General features: G+C 68.7%; 17 protein-coding genes, 2 tRNA genes and 2 pseudogenes. 10 read left to right on the forward strand and 11 right to left on the reverse strand.

The window, feature by feature from the left end; all coding sequences use genetic code 11:
• Positions 1-5: 5 nt before the first annotated feature.
• From CF165_RS33935 to CF165_RS33945, 3 genes are all read right to left on the reverse strand, one after another.
• A complete protein-coding gene (locus CF165_RS33935; RefSeq protein ID WP_093951666.1) occupies positions 6-1,238 on the reverse strand; it encodes an aldehyde dehydrogenase family protein in 1,233 nt (410 codons plus the stop codon).
• A gap of 178 nt (positions 1,239-1,416) precedes the next feature.
• Positions 1,417-2,202 (reverse strand): M50 family metallopeptidase, encoded by a 786-nt coding sequence (locus tag CF165_RS33940; RefSeq protein ID WP_093951667.1) that lies wholly within the window; start codon positions 2,200-2,202, stop codon positions 1,417-1,419.
• Positions 2,203-2,508: 306 nt separating this feature from the next.
• On the reverse strand, positions 2,509-3,414 hold the full coding sequence (locus tag CF165_RS33945; protein WP_093951668.1) for a DNA-3-methyladenine glycosylase family protein: 906 nt from the start codon (positions 3,412-3,414) through the stop codon (positions 2,509-2,511).
• Positions 3,415-3,551: 137 nt separating this feature from the next.
• On the opposite strand from CF165_RS33945, the gene CF165_RS33950 reads away from it, so the two are divergent.
• The 3 genes from CF165_RS33950 to CF165_RS33960 all read left to right on the forward strand — a co-directional run bounded on the left by CF165_RS33950 (position 3,552) and on the right by CF165_RS33960 (position 6,799).
• Positions 3,552-4,310, forward strand: a complete 759-nt coding sequence (locus CF165_RS33950; protein WP_093951669.1) for a class I SAM-dependent methyltransferase — start codon at positions 3,552-3,554, stop codon at positions 4,308-4,310.
• Positions 4,311-4,349: 39 nt separating this feature from the next.
• The gene (locus CF165_RS33955) at positions 4,350-5,672 is read left to right on the forward strand and encodes a M20 family metallopeptidase (RefSeq protein WP_093951670.1); all 1,323 of its coding nucleotides are present in this window, start codon (positions 4,350-4,352) and stop codon (positions 5,670-5,672) included.
• 98 nt (positions 5,673-5,770) lie between these two features.
• On the forward strand, positions 5,771-6,799 hold the full coding sequence (locus tag CF165_RS33960; protein WP_093951671.1) for a S1C family serine protease: 1,029 nt from the start codon (positions 5,771-5,773) through the stop codon (positions 6,797-6,799).
• 117 nt (positions 6,800-6,916) lie between these two features.
• Here the strand turns inward: CF165_RS33960 and CF165_RS33965 are convergent, their stop codons facing one another.
• Together CF165_RS33965 and CF165_RS33970 are read right to left on the reverse strand one after the other, a co-directional pair.
• Positions 6,917-7,294 carry a DUF3224 domain-containing protein gene (locus CF165_RS33965; RefSeq protein ID WP_093951672.1) on the reverse strand — a complete coding sequence of 126 codons (378 nt, stop codon included), beginning with the start codon at positions 7,292-7,294 and terminating at the stop codon, positions 6,917-6,919.
• 70 nt (positions 7,295-7,364) lie between these two features.
• Positions 7,365-8,879, reverse strand: a complete 1,515-nt coding sequence (locus CF165_RS33970) for a helicase HerA-like domain-containing protein (protein ID WP_093951673.1) — start codon at positions 8,877-8,879, stop codon at positions 7,365-7,367.
• Positions 8,880-8,993: 114 nt separating this feature from the next.
• On the opposite strand from CF165_RS33970, the gene orn reads away from it, so the two are divergent.
• The gene (gene orn, locus CF165_RS33975; protein ID WP_093951674.1) at positions 8,994-9,602 is read left to right on the forward strand and encodes an oligoribonuclease; all 609 of its coding nucleotides are present in this window, start codon (positions 8,994-8,996) and stop codon (positions 9,600-9,602) included.
• Between the two features lie 76 nt (positions 9,603-9,678).
• Positions 9,679-9,754: transfer RNA gene (locus tag CF165_RS33980), tRNA-His, on the forward strand.
• A gap of 120 nt (positions 9,755-9,874) precedes the next feature.
• Here CF165_RS33980 and CF165_RS33985 read toward each other — a convergent pair.
• Positions 9,875-11,161, reverse strand: a complete 1,287-nt coding sequence (locus tag CF165_RS33985; protein ID WP_093951675.1) for a glycosyltransferase 87 family protein — start codon at positions 11,159-11,161, stop codon at positions 9,875-9,877.
• Between the two features lie 112 nt (positions 11,162-11,273).
• Here CF165_RS33985 and proP point away from each other — a divergent pair, with 112 nt between their 5' ends.
• Positions 11,274-12,698, forward strand: coding sequence for a glycine betaine/L-proline transporter ProP (proP, locus tag CF165_RS33990; RefSeq protein WP_093951676.1), 1,425 nt, complete (start codon positions 11,274-11,276; stop codon positions 12,696-12,698).
• On the opposite strand, the gene CF165_RS33995 is transcribed toward proP, so the two are convergent.
• The gene (locus CF165_RS33995) at positions 12,695-13,888 is read right to left on the reverse strand and encodes a L,D-transpeptidase (RefSeq protein ID WP_240521919.1); all 1,194 of its coding nucleotides are present in this window, start codon (positions 13,886-13,888) and stop codon (positions 12,695-12,697) included. The genes proP and CF165_RS33995 overlap by 4 nt on opposite strands.
• A gap of 164 nt (positions 13,889-14,052) precedes the next feature.
• Here CF165_RS33995 and CF165_RS34000 point away from each other — a divergent pair.
• Positions 14,053-14,125: transfer RNA gene (locus CF165_RS34000), tRNA-Lys, on the forward strand.
• A 247-nt stretch (positions 14,126-14,372) separates the two neighbouring features.
• Here CF165_RS34000 and CF165_RS53865 read toward each other — a convergent pair.
• The 3 genes and pseudogenes from CF165_RS53865 to CF165_RS34020 form a co-directional block, all read right to left on the reverse strand.
• Positions 14,373-15,905 (reverse strand): annotated as a pseudogene (locus CF165_RS53865) (tyrosine-type recombinase/integrase); the annotation flags it as partial.
• Positions 15,799-16,017, reverse strand: a complete 219-nt coding sequence (locus CF165_RS34015) for a helix-turn-helix domain-containing protein (RefSeq protein ID WP_093951678.1) — start codon at positions 16,015-16,017, stop codon at positions 15,799-15,801. The gene CF165_RS34015 and the pseudogene CF165_RS53865, both read right to left, overlap by 107 nt.
• Positions 16,014-16,823 (reverse strand): DNA-methyltransferase, encoded by an 810-nt coding sequence (locus CF165_RS34020; protein ID WP_093951679.1) that lies wholly within the window; start codon positions 16,821-16,823, stop codon positions 16,014-16,016. The genes CF165_RS34015 and CF165_RS34020 overlap by 4 nt, the downstream gene beginning before the upstream one ends.
• 793 nt (positions 16,824-17,616) lie before the next feature.
• Here CF165_RS34020 and CF165_RS34025 point away from each other — a divergent pair.
• Both CF165_RS34025 and CF165_RS34030 read left to right on the forward strand, forming a co-directional pair.
• Positions 17,617-19,509, forward strand: a complete 1,893-nt coding sequence (locus CF165_RS34025; protein ID WP_143268721.1) for a hypothetical protein — start codon at positions 17,617-17,619, stop codon at positions 19,507-19,509.
• Between the two features lie 71 nt (positions 19,510-19,580).
• Positions 19,581-19,990: pseudogene (locus tag CF165_RS34030) on the forward strand (histone-like nucleoid-structuring protein Lsr2).
• Between the two features lie 131 nt (positions 19,991-20,121).
• On the opposite strand, the gene CF165_RS52895 reads toward CF165_RS34030, so the two are convergent.
• Positions 20,122-20,412, reverse strand: coding sequence for a hypothetical protein (locus CF165_RS52895; RefSeq protein WP_240521921.1), 291 nt, complete (start codon positions 20,410-20,412; stop codon positions 20,122-20,124).
• A 723-nt stretch (positions 20,413-21,135) separates the two neighbouring features.
• On the opposite strand from CF165_RS52895, the gene CF165_RS34040 reads away from it, so the two are divergent.
• The gene (locus CF165_RS34040) at positions 21,136-21,873 is read left to right on the forward strand and encodes an alpha/beta hydrolase (RefSeq protein ID WP_093951681.1); all 738 of its coding nucleotides are present in this window, start codon (positions 21,136-21,138) and stop codon (positions 21,871-21,873) included.
• Positions 21,874-21,888 lie beyond the last annotated feature (15 nt).

The following is a 21,888-nucleotide window of genomic DNA, read 5'->3' on the forward strand; positions in this document are numbered from 1 at the left end:
GAGCTTCAGGCGGGCAGGACCGCGTACTGGCGGACGTAGAGGTCCGTGTACGTCACCGGCCCGCGCGGACCGGGGACCTTGTCCAGGTTGATGCCGGTTTCCGGGACCGCGAGCAGCTTGAAGCCGTCGAGGAGCCGGGTCGGCGCGTTCCAGAAGACACCCGTGCCGGTGTAGCCGTCGAAGAAGGCGTCGGCGGCCGACTCGTCCTCGGTGGCGATGCCCGCCGCGAGGCCTGAGGTCCGTTCGTTGGCGATCTCGACGGCGTCGGCGAGCGCGCCGACCTTGGCGACCGTGACGGTCGCTTCCCGGTCGGAGTCGAGCGCCCACTCGTAGCCGATGGGGTGCTCGTGCGGGGCCAGCGACGGCGTGACCCCGCGCTCGGCGAGCGCTTCGGAGATCGCCGGCCAGGCTTCCTCGTGGATGCCCTCGTGGATGAGGAGCAGGTTGAGCCGGTTGCAGACGCCGAGGCGGTCGAGGCTGGCGTAGACCAGGTCACGCGCCTTGGTGACGTCGGCACCGCGGTCGACGTACAGGACCCCGCCGCCGTCGGCGTGGGCCAGCGTGCGCACGCCGTGGACCGCCGCCTCGGTGGCGAGCGCCCGGGTGCTGTCACCGCTGCCGCGCAGGATCACCAGCGGCACCAGGTTCGGCAGCCGCACCAGTGCGGACGCCGCCTCGCGCTCCACCCGGGGCACCAGCTGCACACAGTCCGCGTCGATGCCCGCCTCCGCCAGCGCCGGAGCGATGACGACCTCGCGCAGCCGCTGCGCCGAACCGAGCGCGGCCGAGCCGGTGCGCAGGACGCCGGCGTTGCGCGACTTGACCAGCTGCGACGCCACGTCCACGGTCACGTTCGGCCGCGCCTCGTAGTTCGCGCCGATGACGCCGACCGGACGCCGCCGCTCGACCAGCCGCAAGCCGCCGTCCAGCGTGGACACCTCGACCGAGCGCTCCTGGTGCGGGGCCCCGGCGAGGAGCCGCAGCTGCTCGGCCATGCCGGTCAGCCGCTCCGGGGTGATGGTGAGCCGGTCCAGCAGGCCGGCACTCATCCCCTCGCCCTTCGCGCGCTCGACGTCGGCCTGGTTCGCCTCGAGGATCTCGTCGCGGTGCGCGAGCAGCCGCTCCGCCATCCCGGCCAGCGCGGCGTCGACGGCCTCAGCGCTCGCGGCGGCGAGCGACGGCGCGGCCAGCTTCGCCGCCCGTGCGCACTCCTCCACGGCCTTGGCGACCTCGTCCATCGTTCGTCTCCCTCCGCGCGACCAGCGAGAGACCAGTTTGCCGCATGCGCGCGACCCGGTGACCGGCGCCCGGCCGCTCACGCGGCAGGGCCGCCCAGTCGCTCACCCGGCAGGGCTGTTCCGGCCGCCCACGCGGCAGGGCTGTTCGGCCGCTCACGCGGCAGGGCTGTTCGGCCGCTCACGCGGCGAGGGGCTCCAGCAGCCACAGCCCCCCGGCGATCAAGCAGCTGACGGTCGCCACGGCGAACGCCAGCACCCAGAGCACCGGCGGCACCGCGGTGAGCCGGCCGAGCTGGTCGGCGTCGGAGTCACGGGCCTGCCCGCGCCGCCGCTTGACCTGCAGCTCCGCCACCGGCCGCACGCCGCCGAACAGCAGGAACCACGTCACGAGGTAGCTGAACGGCGCCTGCACCTCGACCGGCGCGACGAACGCGACCAGCGCGAGCACCGCGGCGCTGGCGACGACGGTGAACACCCCGTAGGCGTTGCGCACCATCACCAGCACACCGAGCAGGAGCAGCGCGATCAGGACGAGGACCGTGCCGACCAGGTCGGAGCCCAGCAGGCTGGCGAACAGCAGCCCCAGCACCGACGGCGCCAGGTACCCGGCCATCGCGGTGAACGCCATGCCCGGCCCCTCGGGCTTGCCGCGCGAGACGGTGACGCCCGAGGTGTCCGAGTGCAGCTTGATGCCCTGCAGGCGCCGTCCGACCAGCACGGCGGCCAGCGCGTGGCCGGCCTCGTGCACGATCGTCACGACGTTCCGCGCGCGCCGCCACGGCGTGCCGCCGACGAGCACGACCAGCATGGCCACACCACCGGCGATCAGAGTGATCACCGCGGGGGTCTGGGCCTGCTCGAGCAGCGAACCAGCCGGCGAGTCATCGGTGGCGGCGGCCGCACGGAAAGCCGATAGGGCGTAACCGGCCGGTCCGCCGAACGCGAGTTGAACGGGCGAGCTCACCCGGACACCTCACCACAGGCGATATCTGGCTACTGTGAGTCCCCGCCGCTCGCCGCGACGCGGCTTCCGGTAACGGGTCGTTGCGTTCTCCTTTCTGTCGAGACGGCACCCCGCCGAGACGGCGGCCGCGGAGCAGCGAGGCCTGGGTGAGCGGGCTCGCTCCGGGAAGGCCGGCAGCCGCCGGGGTCGGACAGCACCGCGCCGGACCAGCCGCCAGCCGAGGGCACGCGCCGGATCTCACTGCCGCGAGCGCCCGGTGACAGGCGCCGAACACCGTCGGGCCTGCCGAGCATCGCCGCGCTCAGGTCATCGCGACTCCCGCATCCTGGCCTCGCCTTCGACGCGGAACAGGAACGACACCCAGCTCCGGAACGGCGCCCAGGCCTCCGCCAACGCCGCCAGCCCCGCTACATCCGCCTGGGGGACGTGGTAGGCGTCGCGCAGGATCTCGTGGAGGCGGCTCTCCGCCCGCGGGAACACGTCCGGGTGGCCCGCTCCGCGGATCAGGATCAGCTCCGCACTGAACCGGCCGACTCCCGGCAGCAGCTGCAGCTGTTTCAGTGCCTCCTCCGCCGGCATCGCCCGCAACGCGGCCGCGTCCAGCAGTCCCCCGGCCGCCGCCTCGGCGATGCCCCGCAGCCGGGACATCTTCGGGCCCGGCAGCCCGGGCAGGTACTCCAGTTTCGCCAGCGCCGCGGGGGCCGGGAACGACCTCAGCCTGCGCCCACCGACGTCGACCTCCGTGCCGTACCGCTCGGTCAGGCGCCGGCGCAGCCGCACCGCCTGCGTCATCCAGATCCGGTGGCTCAGCACCGCCCAGCACGCCGCTTCGTACGGCGACGCGAACAACACCGGCCGCAGCCCCGGGTGCAGGTCCTGGAGCAGCGCCACGACCGGATCCCGGCCGGCGACCTCCGGGAACGCGGTGCCGTCGATGTCCAGCGAGCACATCCTCCGCACCTGGGCCACCACCGCCTCCGCGTGCTCGGGCGGCCCGTGGACCTCGACCGTCACCTCGCCGGGCGATCTCTGCCGCAGCACCGCGCCCACCGGTGTCCACACGCCCTCCAACGGGAAGGCCACCCGGAGCGCGCCGGGCTCCGCTTCCGGCTGCCCGGCGGGGGCGAAGCCGGTCAGGAACCGGGCCGCCGCGGCCAGGTCGAACTCGCCGCGCACCGCGATCTCGCCACACGGAACGGAAATCGTCGTCATCTCTCCTCCTCGGATCGGAACCTCGCCTGCGACGTTAGGAACGACCACCGACAATTCCGGGCCGAGCGCGGATTTGTTCACTCGATCGAGTGCGGCCGAGTGGGCATACTGCCGGTATCCGAACCCCGGGAGGATGCGTGCCCACCAGCCGGAACACCGCCCTGGAGCGGGCGAACGCCCTGCTCGAGACGGCGGCGGAGACCGACAGCGGCTACCTCGACCTGCTGGGCCCGGCGAACCAGGCCGGTCCGCCGACCGGCATCACGCAGCGCCTGATGCGCACGACCCTCCTCCCGCAGGTCTACGAGCGGTACTGGCGCCCCGCCCTCGGCCGCGCGTTCAAAGGCCCGTTCGGGCCGAGCATGGCGGGCGAAGTCGAGCTCGCCACGAAACTCCTCCGGCCGGCCCCGGGGCACACGGTGCTCGACGTCGCCTGCGGAACCGGGCGGTTCACCCGCGCGTTCGGCGCGGCCGTCGGCCCGGACGGGCTGGCGATCGGGCTCGACGGCGCCCGCGCCATGCTCGCCAAGGCCGTCGCCGAGCGCGGCCCGGACACCGTCGCCTACCTGCGTGCCGACGCCGTCCGCCTGCCGTTGAAATCGTCCACTGTGGACGGACTCTGCTGCTTCGCCGCGCTTCACATGTTCGCCGAGCCGGAAACCGCGCTGGACTCCTTCGCACGCGTACTGAAACCAGGCGGCCGGATCGTCTTGCTGACGACCGCGCGCAGCGGCAGGCAGCCCCTGCGGCTGATCGAGTCGACCGGCGGGATCGTGAGCGGGCAGCGGATGTTCGACCGCGGCGAAATCGCGGCGAGCCTGCGCGCCCGCGGCTTCACGGAGATCACCGAACGGTACGCCGGCGTCACGCAGATCGTCGCGGGCCGGCTGGGCTGAGCGGCACGAATTGTCGGGGGCGGCGGTTAGCATCGCCCCATGACCCACGCCGATCCCGTCCCGCCCGACGACAGCTACCTGCGTTCCCTGGTCGAGGCCACCGCCGACGCCGTCGCGGCCGCCGAACCGCTGTCCTCGCCCCACCCGGGCGCGGACGAGGCGACCCGGGCCGAGGTGACCGCCGCGGTAGAGCGCGGCTCACCCGATCTGGTGGCGTTGAGCCAAGATCTGCACGCCCACCCGGAGGAAGGGTTCGCCGAGCACCGCTCGGTCCGGGCCCTGGCGGACCTCCTGCGACGCCACGGCCACGAGGCCACCGTCGGCGTCGGCGGGCTCGACACCGCACTGCGGGTCAGCACGCCCCGACAAGAGGGCCCGCACATCGCCGTCCTCGCCGAGTACGACGCGTTGCCCGGGCTCGGCCACGCGTGCGGTCACAACATCATCTGCACCACCGCCGCGGGCGGGTTCCTCGGCGCGGCCACGGTCGCCGAACGGCTCGGCGGCCGCGTCAGCCTCATCGGCACACCGGCCGAGGAGGGCGGGGGTGGCAAGGAGATCCTCGCCCGCGCCGGCGTGTTCGACGACGTCGACGCGGTGATCATGCTGCACCCGTTCAGCCACGACATCGCGCTGCACCCGTTCCTCGGCCGCCGTCAGCTGGAGATGGTCTTCCACGGCGTCGGCGCCCACGCGAGCGCCCAGCCGTTCATGGGCCGCAACGCGCTCGACGCGGCGGTCGCGGCGTACCAGGGCGTCTCGGCGTTGCGCCAGCAGCTGCCGCAGAGCGACCGCGTCCACGGCGTGTTCACCGACGGCGGCGCCCGGCCCAACGTCATCCCGGCACGCGCCGCGCTGCTGTTCTACCTGCGCTCCCAGAGCCCGGAGACCCTGCGTGACCTCGCCGCCCGCATGACGTCGATCGCCGAAGGCGCCGCGGCGATGACCGGCTGCGGCGTCGAGCTGATCTGGGACGCCCAGGCGGCCTACCTGCCGATCCGGTTCAACACCGCGCTCGCCGGGCGCTGGTCGGCCAACCAGGTGATCACCGGCCGCAAGCCGCTCCCGCCCGGCATCGTGCCGGAGTCGCTCACCGGCTCCACCGACCTCGGCAACCTGTCGTACCGGATGCCCGCGCTGCACCCCATGCTCGCGGTCTCAGGACCGACGACCGCCTTGCACACCAAGGAGTTCGCGGCCGCGGCCGGTTCGGAGACGGGCGACGCGGGAGTCCGGGACGGTGCGCTGGGGCTGGCCCTGACCGCCGCCGACTACCTCGGCGACGCCGCGCTGCGGAAGGCGGTGCACGACGAGTTCGAAGCGGCGGGAGGAGCCCTGGACGTCCCGTCGTTCTTCGCCTGACGCCTGAGGAAAACCTGAGTTTTCTCAGCTGATTCTTCTCAGCAAAGCCTGAGGTATTTCCACAGGCTGTTCACAAGCACGGGCGCGAATCTGGTGCCATGACCGAGAACGAGAGTCGGCCCGGCCCCGCCTCACCCGGTGGGCACCAGCCGCACCAGAGCACCCAGCAGTACGGGCCGTACGCGCAGTACGCCTACCAGCAGCAGGCCGCGCCGAATCCGCTCTTCACGCCGCAGCCGCCGGGTCAGGGGCACGCGCCCACGGCGCTCAAGGCCAAGCCGCGCAGGGCCGGCCGCGTCGCGATGATCGTCAGCGCGACCGCCCTCGGCGCCGCCCTGGTCGGCGGCGTCGGCGGCGCCGCGATCGTCGGGCTGACCGCGAACTCGGCGGACGGCGCGACGACGTCGGTGAGCACGCCGGCCGTGAACGGGCAGCCGGTCTCGAACTCCACCGCGACCGGTGACGTGAGCGCCGTCGCGGCGAAGGTGACGCCCAGCGTCGTCCAGATCAACGTCACCACCGCTCAGGGCGAGGCCATCGGCTCCGGCGTCATCCTGACCTCGAACGGCCGGATCCTGACCAATGCGCACGTCGTCGACGGCGCCCAGAACGTCGTCATCACCACAGCCGACGGCAAGAAGTACCAGGCCAGTGTGGTCGGCGCGGACACCAAGGCGGACATCGCGGTGGTGCAGGCGCAGAACGCGAGCGGCCTGACGGCGGCGACGCTGGGCGACTCGAGCAAGCTGGTCGTCGGCCAGGAAGTGGTCGCGATCGGGTCGCCGGGCGGCCTCCAGAACACCGTCACCACCGGCATCGTCAGCGCCCTGAACCGCAACCTCTCCGACATCGGGCAGGGCGAGCAGCAGCAGCGCTCGCCGTTCAGCCGGACGTCGGAGCAGAGCAGCGACGCGCCCAGCTACACCGCGATCCAGACCGACGCCGCGATCAACCAGGGCAACTCCGGCGGCGCGCTGGTCGACGCCCAGGGCAACGTGATCGGCATCAACTCGGCGCTCTACAGCCCGGCGGCATCGGCCAACGGCGCGGCGGGCAGCGTCGGGATCGGCTTCGCGATCCCGATCAACGACGCCAAGAAGATCGTCGACCAGATCGTGAACAGCTAGCCGCGGACGGGCCGCGGACGGGGCGGCCCGTCCCCCGCTTCGGGGAGCGGAGCGGGGTACACCGCGAAGGCCGTTTCGAGAGTCAATCGGGGGCTCTCGAAACGGCCTTCGTGCTGCTCAGAGCGTGTACATGAGGGTCAAGTGGTGGTTCTCGCCGTCGATCTCGATGTTCGCCGTCCCGGAGATCCCGGTCAGCTCGCCGGCCCCGGAGCCGGTGAGGATCTTCAAAGCCATTCCGGACTCCTCGTCGGCTGTGTGGTGCAGGACGAAGCTGCCCTTGCGGCCGTCGACCGAGACCTCCAGCCGCTCGAAGCCGACATACGCGCGCGAAGTCGCGTTGGTCGCCGTCAAAAGCTCGACCTTGCTGGTCCCCTCGACCGCCCCGGTGAACGTCTTGGCGATCGCCACCCGGGCGAGCTCGTTGCCCGCGAACTCGTCGGTCGCCTGCGGCTCCCACTGGTCGACGGTGAACGACGCGGTGGCGGTGCTGGTCATGATGGGTTCCCTCTCTTCGGTGTGGGAACCACCTTGACAGCGAAACCTGACAAGGAGCGTCAGGTATTGCTCACCGCCTCCGGTTGCCGAACAGCCCCCGCGTGATCTCCCGGCCCAGCGCGCTCGCCGCCGACCGCATGAACGACTTCACGGCGGGGTTCTTCATCGCCGACTCGAGGAGCCCCGGCTCGTCCTTCCCGGGCTCCGGAGCGGGCGCCTCGGGCGGCGGAGCGGCGGCGACCTTCGCGGCCAGCTTCTCGTAGGCCGATTCCCGGTCGATCGTCTCGGCGTACTTGGCGTGCAGGTCGGACGCCGTCACGGCCGCGGCGACGGCCTCCGGCCCGATCGAGCCCATCTTCGACCGCGGCGCACGCAGCCGCGTCCACGCCACCGGCGTCGGCGCGCCCCGCTCCGACAGCACCGTGACGATCGCCTCACCGATACCCAGCGACGTCAACGCCGCGTCGAGCTCGTAGAACTTCGTCTTCGGGTAGGTCTTGACCGTCTTGGCCAGCGCCGCCTGGTCGTCCGGGGTGAACGCGCGCAGCGCGTGCTGGATCCGGGCACCGAGCTGCGAAAGCACGGCGTTCGGGATGTCCGTCGGCAGCTGCGTGCAGAAGAACACGCCGACACCCTTCGACCGGATCAGCTTCACGGTCTGTTCGATGCGGTCCACAAACGCCTTCGACGCGTCGGAGAAGAGCAGATGGGCTTCGTCGAAGAAGAACACCAGCTTCGGCTTGTCGAGATCGCCTTCCTCGGGCAGCTCCTCGAACAGCTCCGCCAGCAGCCACATCAGGAACGTCGAGAACAACGCCGGCTTCGCCTGCAGGTTGTCCAGCTCCAGCAGCGTGACGACACCCCGGCCGTCCGCCTGCCGCATCAGGTCGTGGACGTCCAGCTCCGGTTCGCCGAAGAAGTCCTCCCCGCCTTGGGCCTCCAGATTGGACAGCGCACGCAGGATCACCCCGGCCGTCGCCGCCGAGACCCCACCGATGCCCTTCAGGTCCTCCTTGCCTTCGTCGCTCGTCAGGTGCGTGATCACCGAACGGAGGTCCTTCGTGTCCAGCAGGGCGAGGCCGCGCTGGTCCGCCCAGTGGAAGATCAGCCCGAGCGTCGACTCCTGCGTGTCGTTCAGCCCCAGCACCTTCGCCAGCAACACCGGCCCGAAGCTGGTGATCGTCGCCCGGACCGGCGCCCCCTTCCCGCCCGTCCCCAGCGACAGGAACTGCACGGGGAACGCGGAGCCCGCCCAGTCGTCACCGAGCTCCCGCGAACGCCGCGTGACCTTGTCGTTCGCCTCCCCCGCCGCGGCGAGCCCGGACAGATCGCCCTTCACGTCCGCGAGCACCACCGGCACCCCGGCGGCCGACAACTGTTCCGCGATCAGCTGCAAAGTCTTCGTCTTGCCCGTCCCGGTCGCCCCCGCGACCAAGCCGTGCCGGTTCAGCGTCGCCAACGGCAGCCGCACCGCGGCCGCCGCGTCCACCTGCCCGTCGAGCACCACCGCACCCAGCTCCAGCGCAGCACCCTCACTCGCGTAACGAGCGGCGATCTCACTCGCCGGCGACCCCTGCACCGTCACTGTCCCGCTCCCGATCTGTGTCCGACACCACATCCGAACCCGGCTTCGCGAGCGTAACGCGCCGTACGCGCAGGTAACGCTCCTCATATCCCCGTGTCGGGTTAGGGTCACCAGGTGACCGACCGCCTAGTCTGGATCGACTGCGAGATGACGGGGCTCGACCTCGGCAAGGAAGCGTTGATCGAAATCGCCGCCCTCGTCACCGACGCGGAGCTGAACATCCTCGGCGACGGAGTCGACATCGTCATCCACGCCGACGAGGAAAAACTCGCCGGGATGCCCGACATCGTCCGCGAGATGCACGCCCACTCCGGCCTCACCGAGGAAGTCCGCCGCTCCACCGTGACCCTCGAAGAAGCCGAACGCCGCGTCCTCGACTACATCCGCGAGCACGTCCCCGAATCCGGCACCGCCCCCCTCGCCGGCAACTCCATCGCCACCGACCGCGGCTTCATCGCCCGCGACATGCCGGCCCTCGACGCCCACCTCCACTATCGCATGGTCGACGTCTCCTCCGTCAAGGAACTCGTCCGCCGCTGGTACCCCCGCATCTACTACGCGAAGCCGGAGAAGGGCCTCGCCCACCGCGCCCTCGCCGACATCAAGGAATCCATCGGCGAACTCGACTACTACCGGCGCGTCGCCTTCGTCCCCCAACCCGGCCCCAGCAGCGAAGAAGCCAAGGCCGCCGCCGCTGAAGTGCAGGAACAGCACCAGAGGTAACCCCCTGCGAACCCCGCGAGGGCACCCGCTACGATTACAGCCAACGAGGTGATCGCAAGCGGTTCCCTCGCTGATGGTGGGCGTAGCTCAGCTGGTAGAGCACCTGGTTGTGGTCCAGGAGGTCGCGGGTTCGAAACCCGTCGCTCACCCCATTGGCCCCAGGCTGGTCGGTTGCTTCGCAACCTTCCCCTCGCCTGGGGTTTCGCCTTTTTGTGGGGGTCGAACCCCCACACCCCCGCCGGGGGCGAGCCCCCGGACCCCCATCCCCGTGGTTACCTTGGGTGGGTTGGTGTGGTCGTCCTTGTGAGGGTGGGGTTTAGCTGGGCTGGGCGGATTGCTGCCAGGGCTATCAGCGCCAGGGCCAGGGCTACGTAGAGGGCGTGGGCCAGTGCCTGGGTTATTGGGGCGTAGTTGTCCGGGAGGACCGCCAGGCCTACTACCGGGACGTTGCCTCGGCCGTCTCCTACCTTCCAGGGGAAGAGCAGGAGGTACGTCACCGTTAGGGCTGCTGCTGGGAGCCATGTTCGGGCTCGGAATGCCGCACATGCGCCCATTACGAAGAAGGGGATGAACCAGACCCAGTAGTGCGACCAGGTCCAGGGTGTCACCAGGACCATCATGGCGCCCGTTACGCTCACTGCCAGCAGTTCGCGGCCCTCGCGGTGGGCTCGGATCGCTATCCACAGGGCCGCCAGGGCTACTACTGCTGCTGCGGGGATCCAGATCTTGCCCGGGACGTCCGGGATGTCCAGCAGGCGGGCCAGTGCGCCTCGGATCGACTGGTTCTCCGGGGACGTCGCGTCGCTGTCGCCCGTGATTCGGGATGGGTCCGCCAGGTTTGCCGACCAGAATGCTGCCGAATCTCGGGGGAGGGCCACGAAGCCGGCCAGGACTGTCAGGGCGAACGTGCCCGTGGCCACCGCTGCCGCGCGGAACCTGCGTGTCACCAGCAGGTACACCACGAAGATCGCCGGTGTCAGCTTTATGCCCGCCGCCAGTCCGACCCCGGCGCCCGTCCACCAGCGGTTCCGGCCGGTCAGGTCCACCAGGACCAGGCACAGCAACAGCAGGTTCACCTGGCCCGAGGTGAAGTTCATCAACACCGGCTGCAGCGGCAGCGCCAGCGCCGTCAACGCCGCCGTCGCCGCGACCCGGCCCTGGTCCGGCGCGTAACCCTGCTGCCCCAGCGACACCCACACGACCACCAGCAGCGAGAACAGGTTCACCAGCACGGCCAGCAGCGGCAGCAGCAGCTTCGGCACCACCGTCAACGGCACGAACACGCCGGCCGCGAACGGCGTGTACTTGAACGTGCCGCCGATCGTCGGCAGGGCCGAGACCCCGGGTTCGTACAGGGCCACCCCGGCGCGCACCGCGCGGCCGGTCGCCACATAGGACTTGAAGTCCTCGAGGTAGACGCCCGCCGTCGTCCAGACACCCGCCCACACGGTGTAGCCCGCGAAGATCACCAGCAGCAGCGCCCCGGACAGCACCGTCCACCACAGCGGCGCGGGCAGCTTCCGCCCGACCGGTGCTTCCGATACCACGACCGTCGTCATGAGCTGCCCCCTCGATACGCGCGGAAGTGTAGGCAGCTTGAAATGTCCTAATTGGCCTTCGCCCAAACGTGGTAGCGCTCACGACCGGATGGCTCATCGTGCGAGAGGCCGGATGCCGATGCACCGTGGACCGGTGGAACGTTCACTGCCGAAGACACGAAAGCGGAAGAAACTGCGGTACGAGGACATCACCGTCGTCGACCGGTCCCTGCTCAAGCGCGCGGTCGGAGCCGCGGCGCTGGGCAACGCCATGGAGTGGTTCGACTTCGGCGTCTACGCCTACATCGCCGACACCATCTCCGAGGTGTTCTTCCCGGCCAGCGTGTCGCCGGGCGTGCGGCTCATCGGGACGTTCGGCGCCTTCACCGCCGCCTTCCTCATGCGCCCGCTCGGCGGCCTCGTCTTCGGGCCGCTCGGCGACCGCATCGGACGGCAGAAGGTCCTCGCCGTCACCATGATCATGATGGCGATCGGCACGCTCTGCATCGGGCTGATCCCGTCGTACGCCACCATCGGCGTCTGGTCGCCCATCCTGCTCGTCCTCGCCCGCATGGTGCAGGGCTTCTCCACCGGCGGCGAATACGGCGGCGCGACGACGTTCATCGCCGAGTACTCCCCCGACAAACGCCGTGGCTTCATGGGTTCCTGGCTCGAGTTCGGCACGCTCTCCGGGTACGTGCTCGGCGCGTCCGTCGTCACCGGCATGAAGGCCTGGGTGCCGCACGAGACGCTGCTCGACTGGGGCTGGCGCGTGCCGTTCCTCATCGCCGGGCCGCTCGGCATCATCGGCCTCTACATGCGCCTCAAGCTCGAGGAAACGCCTGCGTTCCAGAAGCACGCCGAGGAGGCCGAGAAGCGCGGCCGCACCGGCGAGCCGTTCTGGAAGATGTTCACCGAATACTGGCCCGCGCTGCTCGTCTGCGTCGGCCTGGTGCTCGTGTTCAACGTCACCGACTACATGCTGCTGTCGTACATGCCGACGTACCTGTCGGAGCAGCTGCACCTCGACGCCACCCACGGACTGCTGCTGATCATCGTCGTGATGGTCGTGATGATGCTCATCATCATGGTCGGCGGCCGGATCACCGACCACGTCGGCCGCAAACCGGTGATGATGGCGGGCTGCCTCGGGTTCCTCGTGCTGTCCTGGCCGCTGATGCTGCTGGTGCACGACGGCGGGCTCGTCCTCACGTTCCTCGGCCTGATGGGGCTCGGCCTGTTGCTGCTCTGCTTCGAGGTGTCGATGCCGGCGGCGCTGCCCGCGCTGTTCCCGACGGCGATCCGCTACGGCGCGCTGTCGATCGCGTTCAACATCTCGGTGTCGCTCTTCGGCGGCACGACACCGTTGGTGATGCAGTCGCTGATCTCCGCGACCGGCCACGACTTCTGGCCGGCCTGGTACCTGATGGCGGCCGGCGCGATCGGCGCGATCGCGGTGTTCTTCAGCCGCGAGACCGCGAACAAGCCGCTGTGGGGGTCGGGCCCCGCGGTGTCGACCGAGGCGGAGGCGCGGGAGCTCGTTCGCGACTCCGGCTAGTTGCCGCCCGCGCGCCACTCGTCCCAGGACAGCTGCCAGACGCTCCAGCCGTCGGTCGGCTCGAGCTTCGGGCCGCCGCTGTTCTGCACCGTGACGATGTCGCCCTTCTTGGAGGTGTCCATGAGCCACTTCGTGTTCTCGGTGGAGAGGTTCAGGCAGCCGTGGCTGACGTTGCTGTGACCCTGCTGCCGCACCGACCACGGCGCGGAGTGGTAGAAAATGCCGCTGTAGGACAGGCGCACCGCGTACTGCACGAAGGTGCTGTAGCCGCCCGGCGCGTCCTCGGGCACGCCGTAGGTGGCGGAGTTCATCGTGTAGCCGGTGTGCTCGCTCATGACGGTGTAGCTGCCGGCGGGCGTGTTGTGGCCCGGCTTGCCCATGGAGGTCGGCATGGTCTTGACCTCCTTGTCGTTGATCGAGACGGTCATCTGGTGCGTCCCGCCGTCGGCGACGGCGACGAGCTTGTCGCCGACGGTGGCACTGGCGCCCTTGTCCTCCCGGCCGTAGCTGCCGTTGCCGAGCGGCTTGCCGTAGACGGCGGCGTCGACCTTGATCTTGGTGCCGCTCTTCCAGTACTCCTTCGGCCGCCACGTCACCTGCTTGTCGCCGAACCAGTGAAAGGCACCCTCGGTGGCCGGCTCGGCGGTGACCTTCAGCGCCTTCTCGGCCGCGGCCTTGTCGGCGACGTTGCCGGTGAAGGTGAAGATCAGCGGCATCCCGACCCCGACGGTCTCGCCGTCGACGAGGTTGACCGAGACGTCGAGCTGCCGCGCGGGCTTGGCGGTGGTGAAGGTCGACTCCGCCGTGACGGGCTTGCCATCGGCGCCGGTCGCGGTCGCGGCGAGCCGGTAGGTCTTGTGGTACCCGAGCGGCTCGGCGGAGTCCCAGCCGGAGCCGTCGGCCCGCACCTTCCCGGCGACGACCTTCCCGTCGGCCCCGGTCAGCGTCACCTCGCCGACCTTCCCGTCCTTGACGGTGACGCTGACCGGCTCCCCAGGCGCGACGTCCTTGGCATCCTTCGCAGGACTCAGCGTGAGCACGGCGGGAGCGGGGGCGGGCGCGGGCGCGGGGGCACTCGAGGACGCCGTCTGCTTCGGCGGCTCAGCCGAGGGACCGCTGCTGCAGCCGGCGGCCGTGAGGCCGATCACGCCCGCGACCACCAGCGCGCCCATGCCGGTCGAAGCCCTCATGCCCACCCGCCCGTTTCGCCGTCGATGTCCGACTACAGTGTCGCCCGACCAGCCGGGACACCGGGGCGGCGGCGCCGGACCATGGCAAGGGGACCCCCCTGAAACGAGCCCTGAACGGGGTGCTAATCTTTCCACGTCGCTAGGGGAAACCCCGGCAGACACCAGCGCCATTAGCTCAATTGGCAGAGCAGCTGGCTCTTAACCAGCGGGTTCGGGGTTCGAGTCCCTGATGGCGCACCCCCACCCCCCAGGTCTCATTCTCTTCGGCCTGGGGTTTTGTGGTATCTGGAATCATTCCTTCCACTTCCTCTCCGTCCATTGTGGTCTCCTGCGAGCCCGAGGGGAGCCCGAGAGCGCAAGCCGGGTGCAACGCCTTCCGCGGGATAGCACCAGCCAGCTTCCGGGCCGCATCAGCGGCGACCTCTTCGGCAACGTTCGTGTACAGATCCATCGTCACCTTGATCGACGAATGCCGGAGCATGTGCTGGATCACCTTCATGTCCACCCCCGCCCCCAACGCCAGGGTGGCCGCCCCGTGGCGGAGGCCGTGCAGGGTGATCGGGGGCAAGCCGGCCAGCTTGATTAGCCGCGCGAACTCGTCGGCAACGTCAGCCGGATGTAGTGGACTGCCATCCGGCTCGGTGAAGAGCAAGTCGTGATCCACCCAGTCGTCGCCGAGCCGAGCCTTCGCCTCGTCCTGGCGAGCCAGGTGCGCGCGCAGCACCAAGACGGTGCTCGGGTCGAGGGAGACGATGCCTTCCGAGGACGGGGTCTTGGGCTTGCTCTGGCCGGTCTCCCACCCGTATTGCACGATCTGGTTGGCAACCTCCAGGGACGCCGCGTCCAGGTACGTGTCCGAGCGCCGCTGACCGCAGCCCTCGCCCCGCCGCAAGCCGGTGTGGGCGATCAGGTGGAACAGCGGATACAGCCGGTGGTTCACGGTGAAGTCCAGGAACTGGCCGGTCAGGTCTCCCGTCCACACCATCACCGGATACGGCACCTCGCCGGTGCGGCGCCACTTGGCGATGCGCTCCGGGGTCCACAGCTTCGGCTTCGGCCGCACCGCTGGCGGCAACTCGACCAGCTTGGCGACATTGTGGGTCAGCAGGCCCTGGTCCACCGCCGGCCGCAGGATCGCCCGCAGCGTCTCCTTGATCCGGTGCAGCGATGTCGGCCCGACCGGACGCTGCCACTTCACCGCCGCCACCTTCTTCGGGTCGCCGCTGGCCCGGTATTCGGCGATCAGCTCGTTGCGCTCCACGATCGCCTCGAACATCGCATCCAGATGTCCAACCCGCAGCCGGTCGCGCCGAACCTTGCCTAGGTGCGGCCGGAGGTAGAGCCGGACGTGCGACTCGTAGGAGCGGTACATGTTCCGACTCACCGTGCGCTTCTTCCGCACCAGAAACTCGTCGAACACCGCGTCCATCAGCGGCTGTTCCAGCACCGCGGATCCGGCTCGGACGAGACGGCGCACCGTCTCGGTCTCGGGCAGCGGTTCCTTCTGCGAGATCAATCCCGCGAGCAAGTCTCCGATCTTCCGCAGCGTCTCGGTGTCACCCGCCTCGGCGATCCCGAGCAGGTCTCGCGCCCGCTGCAGCCCATTCTCGGCCTCGGTCGCACTCTCGTAGCCGCCGCGGCGCCGCGGGCGGCGGTTGCCCTGTGCGTCCTTCGGCAGCTCGATCCGGAAGTACCACTGCCCGTGCCGCTTGTTCGCCAGCTTCGGACACGCCTCGCCGAGCGACTTCCCGTTCTCGTCCCGGCACGAACACCGCCGGTACACCGACCCATCGGCCACCGAAAATCCTCTCCCCTCATTCGTCAAGCACCCACCAGGGGCTTTCTCCAGGCTTGATACTCGCGCTGCCACCACCACTCGGGGAAGCCCAAGCCCAGCAAAGATCACCGGATCAGGTGGCCAAACCCAGCAACCGCAACAAACCGGACGTCGGCACCCGATACCCGGCACCAACCCGGAACACCGGGCAAGGAAAAGAGCCACCCCGAGCCAACGCATACGCCGTCGTGCGCCGAATCCCCAACGCTCGCGCGGCCGTCATCAGATCCACCACGGCCGGCAACGCTGCCACCTCCGCCAGCGTCATCGCCTGCCCCAGCTCAGCCGTCATGTCGCCAGGCCCAGGCGTCGCAACGCGAGTGCGTGACACTCCGGATCGAGGTCGATCCCGATGAAACGGCAACGATGCTCCAACGCCGCGATACCGGTCGTCCCGCTCCCAGAGAACGGATCGAGAACGGTCCCGCCCGGACGACACCCCAGCCGCACACACCGCCGCGCGATCTCCAGGGTGCCCACAGCCGGATGATCTACTCGCTTCCGGTCAGCCGAGACCGTCCACACCTCCGTCTCGCTGCCGGTCTCGTCGCGGTCTCGCCGGTCTCGGGCCAATGCGAAGATGGTCTCGTATCGGTGCGCGAACCGGTCTCGGACGCTCTCGGGCCGGGCATTCGGTTTATGCCAGACGATCTCGCGCCACACCAGCCAGCCTCGGTCCAGCAGGGCAAGCGCGACCCGCCAGGGCACACCGACGAGATCCTTCGCCCGATACGACGCCTGCGGCGGCCGATGTGTCCCGTACGGAGTACGAGACCGCTCCGCCGCCGTACGCGCAGTAGATCCGGCCGCCACGTAATGACCCCATGAACCGCCGTAGCTGTCCCCGAGGTTGAGCCACACCGTGCCTTGTGGAGTCAGCACCAGAGCGAGCTCGTCGAAAAGTTCGACAAGGCGGGCAACATACTGGTCCACAGTCGATTCGATACCCAGTTGGCGGCCGATCCGGTAATCACGCAGCCCCCAGTACGGCGGCGAAGTCACCACGCAGTCCACCGACTCGGCCGGCAGCTGTCGCACCACGTCGGCTGCATTTCCACTGTGGAGCGCGACTTGACCGTCTTCGTACACCGTCTTCATGCCGCCGTCCCTGCTCCGCCAAAGGGCGCGATGAGCTCCGGACTCTGGAACGGGTCCACAAGAACCCCCGTCGAAGGACAGCTGGCCGTGATGCAACGGGTCACGAAGCTGTCGCCGTCAAGTGCAACGTCTCCTGGGTTCTTCCCGTGGAGGAGCTTGAAAAAATACTTCGGCTGCTTCACCAGTAAGAAACCCATCTCGCAGCGAGACCGGTTGGCCGCTGCGCTTGCGACGAGCGCGTTCCGCAGCAACCACCCCTCTCGTTGCAACGCGAACACGACTCGCCACGGCAAGCCCAGCAGAGAACCAGAGGGGCCACGTCGATCGCCGAGGATCAGCCATGTCGTACCAGCGGGGCGGAGAACACGACGAACGTCCGTCCACACGTGCCGTATGCCGGCCACGACGTCGTCAACGCAAGCCTGTGACAGGGCTGGCCGAGCCAGCACGCAATCCACGGAAACATCAGGCAACAGTGCGACGTATCGGACAGCCGCTGCCACGGATTCACCAAAGACATCTGACAACAAAGGAACCTCCGCGTCACTCACCGACACGAGACACGGACGTCACAGGGCGAATTAATGCACGGACTCATCAAGAACACGATTTGGTTCCGGATCGACTGTCGGTGTCGCGTGTCGCCCGGCCCCGGCGACTACCCCATATGTCTCCGAACTCGGACACCGACCGCATACGCGACGTACTCAAAGCCGTGCGACGCGGAACCGAGATGGTATGCAGCGACCTAAGTGCCGACGCACTGGCCGTCACACAGGAACCCGCGTACCAAATGCCTGCAAGGGTCATCCGGCGCGTTCTCCTGGCCGCGACCGCAGGGCAGGCCGACCCCCGCGGGTTGCGCATCCGGGGCGCCAGGATCACTGGTCAGCTCGATCTGACTCACGCTTACCCGGCGATCGGCTTGGGGCTGATCGATTGCGCTTTTGACCAGGGAATCGAGCTCCAAGACGCTCACCTGCCCTGGCTGTCGCTGACCGGTAGCCATGTCCCGCAACTCATTGCCGACCGGATGCAGACGGATGGTGTGCTCAAGCTCGACAGCGGCTTTCGCGTGGTCGGCAGCCATTCCCGGGGCGCCGTGTGCCTGGTCGCGGCACACATCCGAGGCCAGCTGGACATGTCGGGCGCCCATTTGGACAACCAGTCCGGCCCCGCACTCGTCGCAGACCGGATCCAGGTCGAAGGGACTGCGTGCTTCAAGGGCGGCTTCCACGCCGCCGGTGCGGGGGAAGACGGAACGATCCGCATGCCCGAGTCGCACATCGCCGGGCAACTGGTGCTGTCCAATTCGGAGCTCAGCAACCGCTCAGGTCCCGCATTCGTCGGCGAACAACTCGTCGTTGACGGCGCCGTTTTCATGAACCAGCCGTTCGTTGCGACGGGACATGGCGTGGCCGGCACCGTCCGGCTCACCTCCGCCTCGCTCGGTAGCGAGCTTTCACTCGCCGGGGCACGCCTCAGTAACGACTCCGGGCCGGCTTTGTCCGCAGACGGGCTGCGGGTGGCCACCGATCTCGCCTTGTCCGAAGACTTCCAGGCCGACGGCCGAGGGGAACGAGGAGCCATTCGCCTGACCGGCGCTCACATCGAGGGCGAGTTCGACGCATCGAACGCCCACGCGACCAACCCGACCGGGCCGGGACTGTCCGCGCGCGACATTCGGGTCGGCGAAGCGCTGTACATCGGCGAGGGATTCTCAGCGCGCGGCGCGGGAAAGTGGGGTGCGCTCTACCTCACCGGCGCGACCATCGTCGGACCACTCGTCGCCGGTGGGGCGCGGCTGCGCAACTCCTCCGGCCCATCCATGCGGGCGGAGCGTTTGCACGCACTCAGCGACGTCAGGCTCGACAAAGACGTCACCGTGAAGGGCGAAATCCGGCTGCAGGGCACCGTCATCGAAGGCAAGCTCGACTTTTCCGGAGTGGAAGTCCGCCGCCGGAACGGCTGCATCCTGGACCTCGCCGGTTCGAAGACGAAAGAAGTGCTGCTTCCGGCAGACCTGATTTGCACCGACCAAGACGAACACGCCTGCGGTGACGCTGCCCGCGTCGACCTGACTGGGTTCACCTACGCCCAATTCATTGACATCGATCCGAAGCGCTGGCTGGGGATCCTCCGCCACCACACCGACAAGTACCGACCCCAGCCCTACCAGCAGCTTGCCTTGCTGCTGAAGTCGCAAGGACACGATAATCCTGCCCGTGAGGTTCTCCGCGCGCAGCAGGACGACCTCCGCGCCCGCGGCGACCTCGGCAACCTGCTCGCCCGTGTGTCGCACTGGGCATGGGGAGTTTTCGCTGGCTACGGCTACCGCGTCCGCCGGGTCGCCGGCGCCCTCGCCGTAGCGCTGTTCGTAGCCGCCGCGCTCGGCGTCGTGGGCGGCAGCATCCAAGCCGGCGCCAACGGCAAACCCGTAGTCGCGCCTACCTCGGCCGCAGCTGCTCCCGGAACGACCTGCTCGTTCATCGAACGCATCGGCGTCGGGCTCGACCGGGGGTTACCGCTCGCGTCCACAGGCATCCGCGACCGCTGCGACCTGGACACCCGCAGCACCGCCGGCCAGATCTTCACCGCGCTCTTGTGGGGCATCCAGGTCGTCATCTGGGCGCTCGCCACGCTTGCTCTCGCCGGCTACACCGGACTCATCCGGAAGCTGAACTAACGCGGCCGCTGCGCAGGTCGACGAGCTGACCAGCACACGAGTCTCTTCATCCAGTCTTTCAAGCAGCGAGAATGGCCCAGAAGGTCCTTGTCGAGATGCTCGACGACATCGATGGCACCCCCGCCGCCCACACCATCCCGTTCGGCCTCGACGGCGTCAGCTACGAGATCGACTTGTCCGAGGACAACGCCGCCGCCCTGCGCGACGAACTCGCCCGCTACATCAGCGCCGCCCGCCGTATCGGCGGTCGCAAGATCCGCGTCGCCACCGGCGATTCGACCACGTCGGCGTGCGTCCGCGAACGTAACCAGCATATCCTCGCGTGGACGAACGCCACGGCTACGAAGTCTCCGAACGAGGACGTCTCTCCTCCGAGGTAATCGCTGCCTGCCAGGAGGTCCAGATCACCGAGGCCGAAGAATCCACCCAGGCTCCGCGCAAGCGAGCTCCGCGGCAGAAGGGCGCCGCCGCCAAGAAGTGACCCCACGGCTACGGAGCACGGGGAGAAATCACCGCGTCATTCCGCCGGCGACGAGGGCGAGGTGTCCTCGTCGCCGATGGTCATGTCTCCCCGCACCCGCCGGATCTCGACGTCCGGATACGTCAGCTTGTTCAAGACACCGTTACCGATTTACGTCCCTCGATGCTCATCACCATCTTCCCGAACTCCGGGGCCGTGCTGAACCGGATCCGCACCTCGACAGCCGCCTGCGGCACCCACCCATGCACCGGCCGCACCCGCCCCAGCTGATGCGCGAACGCCAGCACTGCCCGCGGCGACGGATCGAAGGTCGCCGTCGGCAGCAGCTCGAACCGGACACGGGAGCGGAGGTGGCGGGAACGGAAGTGTCGATGGAGGACGAAGACCGCGATCAGGATCGCGACCGCGGCGGTGTCACCCACCAGAACGCGCCACTCGCGACAAGGTCGCCCAGACGGAGCGCCTTCGGCGCGCTGTGTCCCAGCATGGCCTGACCGCCATGCGTGCCGGGGAACATGTCGGCGTCCGGAGCAAGGCTTGAGATCCTCCCCTGAGCTGGGGAAATGCGGCACTGGCTCGCACCGGCGAACGCACCGCCAACGTAGAGGCCGACGCAATTTCCGCCCCACCAGGTCGACACTATGGCAACCCACCTTTTGTCGCTTGCTCCAACGCCCGTGCCCAGGGACGCAGCCGCATACTCAAGGTGACCGTCGAGTCCGCGCGGCAGAAGGACGAGATGCGCCATAGGCAAGCGTTCCCCGCGGCGTGCTCGTCGCACTGATCCTGGAACATGGCGGCGTAGTCACGCCGGTCGCAGAGAGAACTCTGCTAGTTTCGTCGGATGGGCGACGGACCGTGCAAGGTCACCGGCAGTCCTTTTGGCGGACCGGAATCGACCCACCGCTGCATCGGCTTGGTCGACATCGCCGACTGGTTCTACATCGGCCGAACCCCTGGCCTGAATCGAGAACACAGGCCGGAAGTCCCTGGTGGTGGAGTACTGCCAGCTCTTCACCGCCAAGATTCGAGATGTGGCAGGTGTGCCACCATGACCCTAAATGTCAAAGAGCGCCCTGACTCCAATGCGCCGGTATCAAATACCCATCCGTCTTCAACCGCAAGAGAGAGAGGTCACTCCGACCATGCCGACGTTTTTGCTGGTGCACGGTGCTTGGCACAGCGGTCGATGCTGGGATCGGGTGGTCCCGCTTCTCGAGGCCGCCGGCCATAGCGTGTTTGCGCCGTCACTTACAGGCACCGGGGACCGGGCTCACTTACTCACCCCGGAAGTGGGGCTCGACACGCACGCCAACGACGTGGTCAGGCTGATCGACGAAGCCGGTCTCGAAGACGTGGCACTCGTGGGACACAGCTACGGAGGCGGAGTCATCTCGGCCGCCGCCAACCTGGTGCCGGAAAGCATTGCGCACTTGGTGTACGTCGACTCAACTGCCCCGAAGGATGGCGAAACCGCGATCGACGCCCTACCGAGGTTGCAGAGGTTGATCGACCTCGCTGCAAAGTCCGCGAACCCGTGGCGCATTCCACCCCCCTCAGTGCAGCCGCCACCGGTTGGCCTGCTCGGAGTCGTCGCTCCTGCCGATATCGCATGGCTGCGTACATTACTCTCCGATCACCCCGCGCGGTCCTTCCAACAACCGATTCAGCTGGACAACCCAGCTGCGAAGTCGATTCCACGAACGCACATCCGTTGTACCGACGTGAACGCAAAAGTCACAATTCTGCCCCCTGTCCCAGCACTACAGCCCAACGGCTCTCCATCGCAGGTATGGGAGTTGCCCACAGGCCATGAATGCATGATCACCATGCCCAGCGAACTCAGTGATTTGCTAATCAAGGCAGCCTCCGGGACCCGCTGATGGCAACGGCCGCGA

The sequence above is a fragment of the Amycolatopsis vastitatis genome, assembly GCF_002234595.1.
GTDB lineage: Bacteria > Actinomycetota > Actinomycetes > Mycobacteriales > Pseudonocardiaceae > Amycolatopsis > Amycolatopsis vastitatis.

Excerpts from the sequence above, each read along its gene's own strand:
- CF165_RS34025 (WP_143268721.1), top strand. The coding sequence starts at position 17,617 with ATGCCTGCAAGGGTCATCCGGCGCGTTCTCCTGGCCGCGACCGCAGGG.
- CF165_RS33955 (WP_093951670.1), top strand. The coding sequence starts at position 4,350 with ATGACCCACGCCGATCCCGTCCCGCCCGACGACAGCTACCTGCGTTCC.
- CF165_RS34020 (WP_093951679.1), bottom strand. The coding sequence starts at position 16,823 with ATGAAGACGGTGTACGAAGACGGTCAAGTCGCGCTCCACAGTGGAAAT.
- CF165_RS33945 (WP_093951668.1), bottom strand. The coding sequence starts at position 3,414 with ATGACGACGATTTCCGTTCCGTGTGGCGAGATCGCGGTGCGCGGCGAG.
- CF165_RS34015 (WP_093951678.1), bottom strand. The coding sequence starts at position 16,017 with ATGACGGCTGAGCTGGGGCAGGCGATGACGCTGGCGGAGGTGGCAGCG.
- CF165_RS33995 (WP_240521919.1), bottom strand. The coding sequence starts at position 13,888 with ATGAGGGCTTCGACCGGCATGGGCGCGCTGGTGGTCGCGGGCGTGATC.
- CF165_RS33935 (WP_093951666.1), bottom strand. The coding sequence starts at position 1,238 with ATGGACGAGGTCGCCAAGGCCGTGGAGGAGTGCGCACGGGCGGCGAAG.
- CF165_RS34040 (WP_093951681.1), top strand. The coding sequence starts at position 21,136 with ATGCCGACGTTTTTGCTGGTGCACGGTGCTTGGCACAGCGGTCGATGC.
- CF165_RS33965 (WP_093951672.1), bottom strand. The coding sequence starts at position 7,294 with ATGACCAGCACCGCCACCGCGTCGTTCACCGTCGACCAGTGGGAGCCG.
- CF165_RS33960 (WP_093951671.1), top strand. The coding sequence starts at position 5,771 with ATGACCGAGAACGAGAGTCGGCCCGGCCCCGCCTCACCCGGTGGGCAC.
- proP (WP_093951676.1), top strand. The coding sequence starts at position 11,274 with ATGCCGATGCACCGTGGACCGGTGGAACGTTCACTGCCGAAGACACGA.
- CF165_RS33985 (WP_093951675.1), bottom strand. The coding sequence starts at position 11,161 with ATGACGACGGTCGTGGTATCGGAAGCACCGGTCGGGCGGAAGCTGCCC.